Raw genomic sequence first — 13,154 nt, 5'->3', positions numbered from 1 at the left:
TCCTCGGCTTCCATTTCGTAGCTCATGCATGTGCGGTTGGTGACGCGAGCGTCCAACGCCCTACAGTAAGATGCGGCGATTTAAGACGCCGGGTGGAGACCGATACAAAGCCTTTCTTGCAACTAGCCGCGCAGATATTCCTTGAAACGGCACGCGGATTGCTGCGTAAGGATCAACCAGTTGCCGCGAAGGAAGCTGTCGCGGCGGAGCCGGAGTTTCAATGAGGCTTATCGATTCATCCTGATCGATCTGGCTTTGATGCTGCTCGCACCCGAGAATGCAGAGGCCATGACTATGGCGACAAGCGCAAACTTCAAATCGGCTTCCAAAGCTGCGGGATGCTTGATGCGGATTTCCGGCCCCGAGCCACTATTCAGCTCTGGTGTGAGCCGACATCTTTACCGCAACACCTCTCAAGCCACGCCATTTGAACATTCAGCAGAAACCCTCGGCCCGGCCAAGCAGGCTGAGAACCTCGCGCTGCTGAAAAGGCGCCTTTCGTCTCATTGGCAGGCGCACCGGGCAGCGTTTGATTGCCACGATCCTCGCGGCGCGAAGATCCTCAACAAGCCTCCGTCTTAACACCGATCTGCAGTTCGCCGTCCCACCCTATGCCCTCACGCGAGCAGAGACGCCGTGCTGGAGCGGAACGGACTGAATTGTCGGAGACATGGCCATCATCTCCATTGCAGCGATTGTGCTCGTACTTGGATGGGAAGATACAGCACAGGCGCAGGTTCATGAGAGAAGCAAAACCGGGTTATATTGAGGTTGCCTTCAACGGCTCTCCCGCAAGCATTCCGCTAGATGCGCAATTCAGCCTACCAGCCAAAGGCGTCACAGCGATTTTTGGTCCGCCCGGGTGCGGCAAGACCACACTCGCGCGCTGCATCGCTGGCGTGCAGCGTCTGCCAAACGGATTCTGTGCGATCGATGGAGAGATTTGGCAGGATGAGACCACGTTTCGACCGTCTCATTTGCGTCGCGTCGCATATGTATTCCAGCTACCAGTTCTTTTCTCTCATCTGTCTGTACGGCGTAGCCTTCTATACAACGCGTCAAAATCGAAACCGACACTGATCGATTTTGATGGTGTGGTCGAATTGCTCGCCTTGGCGCCACTGCTCGAGCGTTCGCCATCACATCTTTCCGGGGCCGAGCGACAGCGACTTGCCCTTGGCAGCGCGCTGTTAGGCCAGCCTCGGCTACTTTTGCTGGACGATCCACTCATTGTGCTCGACCGCTCCGCTAAATGCGAGATCCTGCCATTTCTCGAGCGCATACGGGAAAAGCTACCATTGCCGATGATCTACATCAGCCATGACAACGCTGATATCGAGCGTTTTGCCGATCATCTCGTTATGATGAAAGACGGCGTCGTGACTGCGGCAGGGCCGCTCAATCTCGTTCAGAGCAATCCGGCGCTTGCCAGGCGCGGCGAAGCGGCAGTCTGTCTTGATACAGTGGTCGGCGGCTATGACGGACGCTACGGGCTGATCATTCTCCGCCTCAAGGCTGCGCGCCTTCTGATACCTGGAGCGCCGCTTAGACCTGGCGTGCAGGTGCGGCTGCGCATCGCAGCCGGCGACGTCAGCATTGCCTGCCAGCCCGCGCGGGCAAGCTCTATCCTCAATGTATTTCCGGCACGCATCAAAGCCTCTCTGCCGTTCGACGAGGCTGAGGTCACCTTGGTTCTGGCTCTTGAAACTGGCCGTTCTGGCGTGCTGCTTTTGGCGCGCATCACGCGCCGCTCCTTTGATGCGCTACGGCTCAGCATTGGAGCGGACGTATTCGCGGAGGTCGCGCGCGCCCTTCCGCTCGCGACTGCCGAGCGGTTGCTTGCAACGCCTGCCGCATCCGCATGAGAACGTTCGACAGCTATGCCCCGATACGAGAAACACATCAACAGGATCCCGGCCGTGATCGATAATCTGGATGAGAGAGATCAGAATAGTGTGGGGGCAATTCTCTACCGTCCATAAGACGATATCGATAGGCTACTGGCCGATTTCGCTCAGGATATCGCGCAGCAAGGAGTACGCATCGGCGGCATTATGCAACGACACTCGAGGCGCGCAAATGGCACCCACGTCATGCTCGCAATCGACGTTGCGACGGGACAAGAGATCTCGATTTCCCAGCCACTCGGAAGCGGAGCTATGTCCTGTAACCTCGATACAAATGGGCTTGCTGAGGCCCCAGTTGTCGTTTCCCAGGCACTTCGCAACAAGACCGATCTCCTCGTGATCAGCAAATTCGCCAAACAAGAGGCAGCTGGCCGCGGCCTGCGCCTCGAATTAGTTGACGCGATCACCCGAGGCGTACCAGTCCTGACAGCCGTTCCAAAAAACTGCCTTGCCGACTGGCGAACCTTCACCGCGGGCGTTGGCACGCTGCTGCCTTGTGAATTCTTGGAGCAGTGGTGGTGCGATATCTCAACGCGCGTGGCGCGCAGCGGGGCCTTCAGCCCCAGCTGCGGTTATTTGGGGACGACGATACCGGACCGCTTAATAACGACTCTGACTGTCGAGCACGTGGAGTGTTTCCAATGCTCCACCCACATAGTCCTGCTATTGGCGCTTGCCATCTTCATAAATTCATCTTTATAGGCTGTCAGCAAATCAACATTGCCAGGCAGGTCTTTCAGAGTGACGCCTTTCGGCCGGAGGAACTCGCTGAACATCCGAAGAGCCGTCACGTAGTCCTCAATGGTCTCGGACTTGCGGCTCGCGCCAGCCAGTGCCGTCTTGAGCTCTTCAATCAGCTCCAGGTCTGCCTCGGAAGGGCGACTGCGCTTTGCAAAGTCGATGCGAAGCTCCGAATAGACCTCATCCGATTCCGGGCCGCCGGACCACTTTTCACGGTGGCTTCCTCCAAAGACTTTGCTTAGTCCTGATTTGACCCGGGAGAACAGACCGCGGAGCTTGTTGTCTTTCGTCCGGGCCGTAGGTTGTGCTTCCGACGGCGCTGCGTAGCGCATGCTGCTGAATGGCCTGCCCCGTAAGTCGGAGCGGTAATCATTTGCAGACTAGCCAAAGTGAGGGCGCGAAACATCGACACTGTAGCGCGTGCTACTGAACGAGTCGTTCCGCACATTCAATCGAGGAGGCAACCGCATCGGTCCACCAACGTCGGTACGCTGGATATTTTCGTGCGACCGGGCACATCCGCTACAAACCGGGTCGCGCCTGCACAGCCACGTGCTCCAATGCACCCAAGATCTTGAGACGTTGAGGTATCTCCTTGTGATCATGAAGCTTCAGAGCGATCGCCGCATGTATGATCCAGACTGTACAACCTGACGCCACGTAAACTTCAAGCCCCCGTCGCCGCAGCGGCGAGCCTGGTTGGCTTTCATACGCGTTTCAGGATGCGGCAAATCCTCGCACCTTGGTGATCTACCGCCGCTCAAGCGCCTCAATGCGCGAGACGCCGTGCTCCATGATCACTAAACACCGTATTTGGCAGCGGCGACGATTTGGGGCCTACTCAGCTCAATCTGATCGTCGCAGAGATACATCCGCTCTCGTTTGCGCCAGATTTCGCAAAACCACGCGGCTTCGTGAGGTTCAGTACTCCCGTTAAAGCCCGGCAGGCCGAGAGCCGTGACTCATTTGACACATCGATGTCTCGATGAAACATTTTGCTCTGAGGGACGCAGAACGGGCTTTGACCAGACGCTTGCAGCCGAACACCTCGGGCGGTCGCGCAAAGGTCGAGTGTTCTCATAAGGTTTTGTATGTGCTCCAGACGACCCTCAACTTAGTGTCGATCGAGGCCCCTAGCGCGCGAGCATGCCTGTACCCAAGCCGCTGGGCTGGTTTCGTTGCGACAATTCCAATCCTGAGAACGGATGGCATATCGTTTGCTTCACCAGTGAGGTCGCGATCTACAAAAAGCAAATTGTGAGGACAGCATGCTCGGAATTGGCAGTCGGTTGCCGCCATTCGAAATCACAGGCGTGAAGCCCGGCTTTCAAGCGCAGGAAGAAGAAGGACAGAGTGCATTCGAGACGCTGACCGAAACGAGCTTTCCAGAAAAGTGGAAGATCATCTTCTTCTATCCCAAGGATTTTACCTTCGTCTGCCCGACAGAGATCGCTGAGTTTGCCCGGCTTTCCAAGGAATTCGCCGACCGCGACGCGGTTGTACTGGGTGGTTCGACTGACAACGAGTTCTGCAAGCTCGCCTGGCGGCGCTCACATGTCGACCTGCACAAACTACCAATCTGGCAGTTTGCCGACACAAAGGGAACGCTCGTCGATGGCCTTGGCGTGCGTTCACCCGAAGGGGTTGCCTATCGTTACACCTTTATTGTTGACCCCGAAAACACGATCCAGCACGTCTATGCGACCAATCTCAGTGTCGGGCGCAGTCCCAAGGACACGCTACGCGTTCTGGACGCGCTTCAAACCGACGAGCTCTGTCCCTGCAACCGCGAAATCGGCGGCGAAACCCTGAAGATTTCTTGAGGCAGCATGTCGTCGATCGAACAATTGAGCCACAGGATTCCCGATTTCGCGAAGGATGTCAGGCTTAACCTGACCTCCTTGGTGGCCGATGAGACGCTCTCGCCGCAACGAAAATACGGGCTGCTGCTGGCGAGCGCGATTGCCACCCGCAATGCAGCCCTGATTGCCGCGATGGAATCGGCTGCGTCCGCCGTGATGACATCTGTGGCGATCTCCGCAGCGAAAGCCGCAGCCTGCGTGATGGCAATGAACAACGTCTATTACCGCTTCGCTCACCTCGTTTCCAGCCCGGAATACAAGATGATTCCGCCACGGCTGCGTATGAACGTGATCGCCAATCCCGGCGTGGACAAGTCCGATTTCGAGCTGTGGTCGCTTGCGGTCTCCGCCATAAACGGCTGCGGTGCCTGCATCGATGCCCATGAGAAGACGCTGCGAGCGGCGGGCGTCAGTTCCGAAGCGATCCAGACCGCCGTGCGCTTTGCGGCGATCATGCAGTCAGTGGCGATCGCAATCGAGGCCGCTGGGTCCAACCCCTCTCGGGCGACGGACTGATCCTTCCTCTGTCATCCGATCGACGGGGTTGTGGCGCCACTCAGTGGCGCCGCAACCAGTCCTTCGCGGCTCCCGAACGAGCGTGACATCCGCAAGTCATGTCTTGCGCAGCGTCCCCATGAAGTATTCCAGGCGCCGAGCAAGTGACGCGGAATGCGCCACAGATACGGTAAGATCCTGTCGCCTAACGTCGGTCGCACCACGGCCCTTCGTTCCACCATCACCCAAACTTGAACAGCACTCCATATCCGCCGCGCGGATGGCTCCATTGAATGTCGCCGGTGGGCTCGGCGATCACGCGGCAGGTACCGCACTCGATGCAGCCGTCAACTGTTACCTCGACCTGGCCGTCGTCGTTGAGCTCGTAGCATCGCGCGGGGCAGGCTTTCAAAAGTGCAAGTAGCTGCGGAGATGGCCTCGTGTGCGCACGGACCTTGACGTGAGGGTGACCGACGTCGACAACATAGCGGTTGTAATACAGCTTGTCTTCGACGCGCACTGGGGGTTCGACATTCATGCTTTGGCCTTCCATTGTTGGAATTCACACTGTTGCGGTCAGCGCCAGGCTCGGGCAAAACGACAAGCATCGCCTAACAGACCTGTCCATGACCGCGCCTTCACAAAGGATTTCAGGGTCGCCTTCTCCTTCTCAGTCTTAGGCGTACCATCGACGCGCACAAAGTTTTGCATCGCCTTGGAGATGAGCTGCGGATAGGTGAGAAAGAAGTTTTGTGAGTGGGTATGCATCAGGGGCGGAAAATCCTTGTACTTCTTTAGATCTTTGATGACGAAGGAATCGTCCAGCATCTTCTTGTAGATCGACAGATTTGTTGCACTCATCGGCTCGCCGCGCGATTTCACCAGACCTATCGCTTCGGCGGCGATGCGGCCGGAAGTCATCGCGAGATTGGAGCCCTCACGATGAATGGCATTGTTGAGTTGCGCCGCATCGCCCACTACGACCCAGCCTTCCCCATAAAGCTGCGGGATCGACTTGTAACCGCCTTCAGGAATGAGATGCGCCGAATATTCCTTAACTTCGGACCCCGCTATCAGCGGCGCCAGGGAGGGATGTCTCTTGAATTGGTCTAGCAGGCCGTAGGGCGTCTGGCCCGTGCGCTGGAAGTCGGCGACGAGACAACCGATGCCGAGCGAAATGCACTCTTTATTGGCGTAGATGAAACCCATTCCGGTCATGCCGCGGGAAATGGTACCGGCCGCCTCGATCACGACGCCTTCATCGCCCTTGAGATTGAAGCGCGCCTCGATAGTCTCGCGAGGCAAGAAGTGCATTTCCTTCACCGCGAGCGCAACGTTATCGGGTGTCGGGCGCGCGCGCAGGCCCGCGCGCGTCCCGAGCAGGCCATTGACCCCTTCGGCCAGCACGACGACGTCGGCATGTATTTCTCCGTCTCGGCGATCTGTACGAACACCGACGATCCTTTCACGGTCGTCCCGTGCGAGCTCGGTGACTGTCGTCTCGCACAGCACGGTCGCGCCAGCCTCCCGCACCTTGGAAGAGAACCATTTGTCAAACTGCGCGCGTATAATCGTGTAGCGGTTCGGCCGTTCCTCGTTGAAGTCGTCCGAGCGGTAATGCATGCCGACATGGGAGCGATCGTCCATCATCCAGAACCGCTGCTCGATCAAGTGACGTTCAAGCGGCGCCTCCTCTCGAAACTCGGGGATCAGCTTTTCCATCATGTCGGCATAGAGGATGGCGCCCTGCACATTCTTCGATCCGGGATATTCGCCCCGCTCGAGCTGCAGCACCTTCATGCCGCGTTTGGCCATGGTCAATGCCGCCGCGTTGCCGGCCATACCGGCTCCGACCACGATCGCATCGAATCTCTCTTCAATCATCATCACCTCCTCTAGACCGCGATCCGGGCGCGCGAATTCGGCAAAAGCCGGGCGCGAAATGCGGTCGTCAGCGCCGGTAGCAATTGCATGGCGTCACTGACGATCGCGAGATGGGCGAAGTCGAAGATCGGAGCGTTCTTGTCAGTATTGACGGCGACGATCAGATCCGCGCCCTCCACGCCAACCCGGTGCTGGATCGCGCCGGAAATGCCGGCGGCAATATAGAGCTTTGGCCGGATGGTTTTGCCCGTCTGGCCGATTTGCCGGTCAGACGTAACCCACCCTTTTTGCACCAGAGGACGCGAGCAACCATATTCAGCGCCAAGCAGAGTTGCGAGCTCGCGCACCAACCGAAAGTTCTCAGGCGATCCCAGTCCCAGGCCGCCCGCAACCACGACATCGGCATAGGCCAGATTGGACGTTTCTGCATCGCGGTCGGGTAGGAACGACAAAACTTTTGTGACAATATCGTCTTCGACAAGGCCGAGCGGATGGACGATGATACGAGCGGCATCGCGTACGACGCGCTCAGGCATCGGCATGACCCGCGGGCGGACGGTTGCCATCTGCGGACGATAATTCAAGGTATAGATCGTGCAGAGCAGTGTGCCGCCAAAGGTCGGACGCGTCGCCGCAAGCGAACCATCGGCGTCGACGTCCAGCGCGGTGCAGTCGGCAGTGAGCCCCGTCGACAGGGTCGTCGCCACGGAACCTGCGAGATCGCGACCGAGCGTCGTCGCCCCCAACAGCAGGATCTCGGGCTTGTAGGTGTTGACGAGGTCGGTTAGCGCTTTGGTATAGGATTCGTTGCGGTAATCCGACAAAACATTGTCGCTCACGAGATAGGCCAGATCGGCGCCATAGCAAAAGGCTTCAAGCGCGGCGTTACGTGTCTGCGGCCCCTCCGGACCGATAACGACAGCGGCAAGATTCACCTTTAGCCTGTCGGCAAGCCTGCGCCCCGCACCCATGAGCTCCCAGGAAACCGGATGCACCCGGCCGCGCTCCAGCTCGACAAAGACCCAGACGTGCTTGTACGCCTTAAAGTGCTCCGGCAGTTCTTTTTTGGCTGCTGCGCGGCCGGCCGCCGCCGGCATGGCCGTTCTGGTGACATTGCTCATACTCTAAATTCCCCTCAAAGATAGGCGCGCCCGCGCCACAGGTTCGCTTTTTAGCTTCGTTAACTGAAGATCACCTTTGGTCAGCAGTGGCCGGCTGCTCTGCCCCGTCTGCTTGGTCCGACCGGCCGCACAACGCGTCGTCGCGATAGACTTACCGGTCCGGCCGGATTTGGAGAGGTCTTCCACACTGAAGCCTTCCGCGCCGGGTTCGACGAGCGCCACCGCGGCGGCCAGGGCGCCGCGGTGAACCGGTCGCTTCCATGCCTGAGTTGGCGAGTCCGTTCGCTGCGCAATACCTGCGCCTCAATTTCGGCCCAGCGGCTCCACATCGACGGTGACGACGAGGGCGATCCCGGCAACGCATCTGTCACGCAATCCATGCCGAGCCTCCAGCGCCGACAACCCGTATGGGCCGACGTTGGCCCTCTTGCTGACGCATGTTCCTATCCGCCATGAGATGGATACAAATCTGAGCGGAATCGCGGACGGATTTGATGCGGACGACGCTGTGCATACCCTCTCCAGATGTAGCGCGAACGGGCGACTTATCCATTGACCAGCATCTCACCGTCGATACGGAACTTCGACCGCGTCAAAGACCATTTCGAACGGACCTGGCGCGATCGTAGGCCACGAGATGATCCCGCAGCGCTCGGCAGGCAGTAAAAGCAGCATCATGGGTATTCCTTCAATCTCATCTCGGACGACTACCATCTGTCGGCAGCGATGAACGGATCGGCAGGACAACAGCAAGTGTCGTACCAGTTGCAAAAAACATTGAAAGTCAGTCGAAAGTAATGGTTTGGGAGACACTTGAAATAGCCGCTGATACCGTGGACACGATCAGTCCAGACATGGGTCGGGAATACGACAGGCGCCGCTCGGGTCATTGCTGCAGAGAGTTGACCCGGATAAAGACGAAGGCCCCACATCGGGTTGCCACGGCGCCCCGTCGGGCAAACCTTGCTACAGTGGATCGCGAGATCACTTCAGCTCGCTCAACGGGACAAAAGCCGCGGCCTTCTTAGGGTCTGCGACGGCATCCTTCAAAACCTTGAACACTCGCTGGTCGATCGGTGACGATGCCACGAAATCGGCATAGGCCTGCTCCAGCATCGCCTTGCACCGAGCCCTGATTTCCGGCTCCGCGGCACCAGCAAATTGCTCTTTGGCAAAATATTGTCCCATGCGCTTTAAGATGTGAAGGCGCGCGACATTCACGATTTTAGGGTCGTAATCGACGCCAAGCAGCGAAAAAAAATCCTCTGCCGACGAGGCCTTGCTGAGCCGATCCAGGATACCGGCTGCCGGGCATGAGTTGGTCATCGAAAATTCTCCTTCGGATTAGCTCTGGACGGTCAATGGGATGGGGTGGCGCCTGTTGACTGCTGCCGTCCTACCCCGCAGAGCTGGTGCGCATCGCCAAAGCCTGACTCCAAAAAGCGGTGCCCTCAACTTCGCTGCCCGGATCGGCAGGTCCGCCGGTGACGACGTCAGTCCCGATGAAGATCCGGGATCAATGGCCACACCACGATCGCGGTTGACACTCGTCAGGACGGTCGCCGGACTGGAAATCAGCCGCGCGAGAAGACGCCGACTGGCAGTCCGGGGACGGCTCGCCATTGGGTAGGAGATCACAGCATGTATGGTGGAACGGCAAGTAAGATCTAGAGGTGAGATCGCGCCAGGGGACCTGACGTGCGAAAGCTCGACGCCGTTCGCGCCCATCAGCGACATCGGACACCGTCCTGGCGGCGCGTCGGTTTGCGAAGGTCGACCCAAACGCTCTGGACACGGCTTTTCATGCGGGGTGGGATGTCATGCATCCGCACACGTCGCGCCAGATCGCCGCCACGGTTTCGCGCTCGACCGGCAGCCTGTGCTCGACGGCATATTTGCGGACTTGCGACAGTACCTGTCTGGGCTTGGTCGGCGCTGGCGACGAGCTGCAGTTCATCGAGTAACGCGGTGATCGCCGCAAGTCCGGAATGCTTGCCGATCACAAAGCGGTTGCAGCGGCCAAGCAAAACGGGATCAAGCAATTGATCGGTGCGTTGATCCTTCAAAAGGCCAACGACATGAACGCCGGACCCGTGCGTAAATACATGCTCTCCGACGATCGCCTTGTTCATAGGAATCGCACGTGCGGCCGCGGCTGCTACCACCGCGGCAACGTTCTCGAGCTGCGGAAGTATGATGCCGGTCTCGCGCCCGTAGAGCTGCTTGAGTGCGACCGTGATTTCCTCGAGCGGTGCATTTCCGGCCCGCTCGCCAAGCCCGATGACGGTCACTGAGGCGTGGCTCGCGCCAGCCTTGATGGTGGAGAGCGTGTTGGCGGTTGCGCGTCCGAGATCATCGTGACCGTGACATTCGAGTTCGAGAGCGGTGGTCGCACGCAAATTCCTGACCAGCGCGTAGGTTGCGTCGGGATCGAGCACGCTAAGCGTATCTGCAACACGAAAGCGACATGCGCACACGGCTTTTGCAGTTGCCATCAGTCTGATGAGAAACTCGATGTCGACGCGGGATGAGTCCTCACCACCGACGGCGACCTTAAGTCCGCGCTCACAGGCACAGCTTACCACTCGCTCCACCCGTTCCCGCGCCAGGTCACGATGACCACCTAGGTTGGCCACGATCTGGACATCGGAGGTCGGGATCGACATATTGATCATGGACACCTTTGCTTCGATCGCCGCATCGACATCCGATTCCCGCATCCGGCACCAGCCTATGGTGGTCAGCGGAAGATTTGCTTCGACAATGGCGCGGACGGCGGCGATCTCCTCGTTGCCCATCGCCGGCGTTCCCGCCTCGATCTCCGTGATTCCGGCCCGCGCCAGAGCCTGCGCGATCGCCAGCTTTTCCTCTGTGGTGAACGCAACGCCAGGTGCCTGCTCGCCGTCGCGTAATGTCGTGTCGTTGAGCACGGTTGGCTTGGCGCACACCTGGTCGGACCAAGACGATTTGGCGGCGGTGCTGGCGGCAATCACGCGAGAGCTCCTCATAGTTTGATCTACCTACGCTTCAGCAACCAGCATGCCAGCCCGTCGTCCGAGAAAGTCGTCGACGAAGCTAACGCTTCCGTCCTCGGCGTCCTTCCGCAAATGGATTGTCGCAAATCCGACACGCTCATGAACCGGACGCCTTGCCTGTTGCTACGCCGAGTTTGAACGTTAATGTAATTGCGGCGCGCCAGGATGTGAGAATTGTCGCGGAGCACTGGGGACCGCCGCCGCCTTGGACACATGGTCACTCGCTCGCATCGAAACGGCGTCAGCCGCGCCCTCAACCTCCTGTGCGGCTTACCAAATCCGGCGAGGCTTTCTCGGATGACGGTGCGATCGCGGACCCTTGTGGCAGTTCAGATGGCCAGACGCCGGCAAGGACCGGCCGAGCCGCCTGCGGCAGAACATCGCGCCGGCGCTCGGCCATCCGGCTCTCACCGCTTTCTTCGCCGAAGCAGAGGTTGAAGTCGTCACATTGCTTGCACACGGGTGTTGTGCACATCACGAGGCCTTCATTCTCGCAAAGCATGCGGTAGAAGAAGCGCTTCCAGCGCATATTGTTGACATTGCGCGCGGCGAGCGGCGCGAAATGGCGGCTCAGCAGCCGAGAGAGTTCGCCACGATTGCGCAAGCCGAGAGCTTCCCACAGATGGTCTGGCCCAATGGCGCGGCGCGCGATCATCGCAGCCAGCCAGCGGCCGATATCCCCTTCCGTCGAGCGTTGCTTGAGCAAGAGATCACGCAGCATTGCGATCTCGTCGTCCTCTTCGCACTTGAAAGCCGAGAGCTGCTCCACGAGCTTGATCTCAAGCGAGGGAAAGTACTGCTCCAGCAAGGCCGCCAGTTCAAGGCCGGACAGGCCGGCCTTCTCCGGAAGGGAGCCACCATCCATTGTGGCAGCCGCCAGGATAGACGCCAGGACATGGCGATCGAGATTGCTGTCAATGGCAATATCGGCATCTGCAGGAGGCACACCGGTGAGCAGGCGGTAGGTTGCAATTCCCCTGTGCATCTGGCCGTTAGAATCAACGGCACAAGCAGCGATGAACGGAAGGAAGTGCGCTTCGGACATAATTTTGCGGGTTTCCACAGTGGTCAGGTTTGCTCCGCCGCACCTGGTTTTGGTCAGGGTCGATCGTCAGAATGCCGGCCTCCCGGGATGGGCGGTGAGGGAGACCGGCATCCGTCGCGCGCCTTCACGAGGCCGCGACTCGCGACCTTTACGAGGCCGCGAGTTCGGCGGCGGTCTTGCCGATGATGGATTCGTCCACGGGCTTCATAATGCCATGCTCCATCAGCATGTCCTCGAGCTCGTCCATGGAGATCGGGGTCGGGATGATGCCTTTGCCGCCATTATTGTGAACCTTGGTCGCAAGATTGCGATAGTGATCGGCCTGCTTGGACTCGGGTGCATATTCGAGCACCGTCATGCGGCGTAACTCGGCATGCTGCACCACGTTGTCGCGCGGCACGAAGTAGATCAGCTGAGTGCCTAGCTTCTTGGCCAACGCTTCCGCCAGTTCCAGCTCCTTGTCGGTCTGCCGCTCGTTGCAGATCAGACCGCCCAGCCGCACGCCGCCAGAGTTCGCGTATTTCAGGATGCCCTTGGAAATGTTGTTTGCGGCATACATCGCCATCATTTCACCGGACATCACGATATAAATTTCCTGCGCCTTGTTCTCGCGGATTGGCATCGCAAAGCCACCGCAAACGACGTCGCCGAGCACGTCGTATGAGACATAGTCGATGTTCTCGTAGGCGCCGTTCTCCTCCAGGAAATTGATCGAGGTGATGACGCCGCGTCCGGCGCAGCCGACACCCGGCTCAGGACCACCGGACTCCACGCAGCGAATGTCCTTGTAGCCGACCTTCATAACGTCCTCGAGCTCGAGGTCCTCCACGCTGCCGGCGTTCGCTGCAAGGCTCAAAATCGTGTCTTGCGCCTTGGCGTGCAGAATCAGGCGGGTCGAGTCAGCTTTCGGATCGCACCCTACAATCAGGATTTTCTGACCCATCTCGGCCAGCGCCGCCAGCGTGTTCTGCGAAGTGGTCGACTTGCCGATGCCGCCCTTCCCGTAGAACGCGATTTGTCTCAGTGAAGACATTTTGCTCTCCATCAACCGATTTGCCAAAAGT

Annotated in this window: 11 protein-coding genes and 2 pseudogenes; 5 read left to right on the top strand and 8 right to left on the bottom strand. The window is 58.9% G+C overall.

The features are described 5' to 3' along the window. Window positions 1–180 precede the first annotated feature (180 nt). The 3 genes and pseudogenes from WN73_RS18885 to WN73_RS18875 form a co-directional block, all read left to right on the top strand. Complete coding sequence (locus WN73_RS18885) at window positions 181–582, top strand: hypothetical protein (RefSeq protein WP_271554249.1); 402 nt, start codon at window positions 181–183, stop codon at window positions 580–582. 158 nt (window positions 583–740) lie between these two features. Next, the gene (gene modC / locus WN73_RS18880; RefSeq protein ID WP_271554247.1) at window positions 741–1,865 is read left to right on the top strand and encodes a molybdenum ABC transporter ATP-binding protein; all 1,125 of its coding nucleotides are present in this window, start codon (window positions 741–743) and stop codon (window positions 1,863–1,865) included. 123 nt (window positions 1,866–1,988) lie between these two features. Then, window positions 1,989–2,396 (top strand): annotated as a pseudogene (locus tag WN73_RS18875) (DUF2478 domain-containing protein); the annotation flags it as partial. A gap of 83 nt (window positions 2,397–2,479) precedes the next feature. On the opposite strand, the gene WN73_RS18870 reads toward WN73_RS18875, so the two are convergent. Further along, complete coding sequence (locus WN73_RS18870) at window positions 2,480–2,980, bottom strand: hypothetical protein (protein ID WP_271554245.1); 501 nt, start codon at window positions 2,978–2,980, stop codon at window positions 2,480–2,482. A 936-nt stretch (window positions 2,981–3,916) separates the two neighbouring features. Here WN73_RS18870 and WN73_RS18865 point away from each other — a divergent pair. Continuing rightward, the gene (locus tag WN73_RS18865; protein WP_271554243.1) at window positions 3,917–4,471 is read left to right on the top strand and encodes a peroxiredoxin; all 555 of its coding nucleotides are present in this window, start codon (window positions 3,917–3,919) and stop codon (window positions 4,469–4,471) included. Window positions 4,472–4,477: 6 nt separating this feature from the next. Beyond that, window positions 4,478–5,026 carry a carboxymuconolactone decarboxylase family protein gene (locus WN73_RS18860; protein ID WP_161533253.1) on the top strand — a complete coding sequence of 183 codons (549 nt, stop codon included), beginning with the start codon at window positions 4,478–4,480 and terminating at the stop codon, window positions 5,024–5,026. A 220-nt stretch (window positions 5,027–5,246) separates the two neighbouring features. On the opposite strand, the gene WN73_RS18855 is transcribed toward WN73_RS18860, so the two are convergent. The 7 genes and pseudogenes from WN73_RS18855 to nifH form a co-directional block, all read right to left on the bottom strand. Further along, entirely contained in the window at window positions 5,247–5,543 is a 297-nt protein-coding gene (locus tag WN73_RS18855) for a ferredoxin family protein (protein WP_161533252.1), read from the bottom strand. 38 nt (window positions 5,544–5,581) lie between these two features. Beyond that, a complete protein-coding gene (locus WN73_RS18850; RefSeq protein WP_271554274.1) occupies window positions 5,582–6,889 on the bottom strand; it encodes an FAD-dependent oxidoreductase in 1,308 nt (435 codons plus the stop codon). Window positions 6,890–6,900: 11 nt separating this feature from the next. Further along, complete coding sequence (locus WN73_RS18845) at window positions 6,901–8,010, bottom strand: electron transfer flavoprotein subunit alpha/FixB family protein (RefSeq protein WP_097669271.1); 1,110 nt, start codon at window positions 8,008–8,010, stop codon at window positions 6,901–6,903. A 984-nt stretch (window positions 8,011–8,994) separates the two neighbouring features. Next, window positions 8,995–9,336, bottom strand: coding sequence for a nitrogenase stabilizing/protective protein NifW (nifW, locus tag WN73_RS18840; protein ID WP_097669272.1), 342 nt, complete (start codon window positions 9,334–9,336; stop codon window positions 8,995–8,997). Window positions 9,337–9,811: 475 nt separating this feature from the next. After that, window positions 9,812–11,018: pseudogene (nifV, locus tag WN73_RS18835) on the bottom strand (homocitrate synthase). Between the two features lie 280 nt (window positions 11,019–11,298). Beyond that, the gene (locus tag WN73_RS18830) at window positions 11,299–12,090 is read right to left on the bottom strand and encodes a nitrogen fixation protein NifQ (RefSeq protein ID WP_271554240.1); all 792 of its coding nucleotides are present in this window, start codon (window positions 12,088–12,090) and stop codon (window positions 11,299–11,301) included. A gap of 148 nt (window positions 12,091–12,238) precedes the next feature. Further along, window positions 12,239–13,123, bottom strand: a complete 885-nt coding sequence (gene nifH, locus WN73_RS18825) for a nitrogenase iron protein (RefSeq protein ID WP_097669307.1) — start codon at window positions 13,121–13,123, stop codon at window positions 12,239–12,241. Window positions 13,124–13,154 lie beyond the last annotated feature (31 nt).

The sequence above is a fragment of the Bradyrhizobium sp. CCBAU 45394 genome, from assembly GCF_028128655.1.
Lineage (GTDB): Bacteria > Pseudomonadota > Alphaproteobacteria > Rhizobiales > Xanthobacteraceae > Bradyrhizobium > Bradyrhizobium diazoefficiens.
This window is presented reverse-complemented; position numbering and strand designations above follow the sequence as displayed.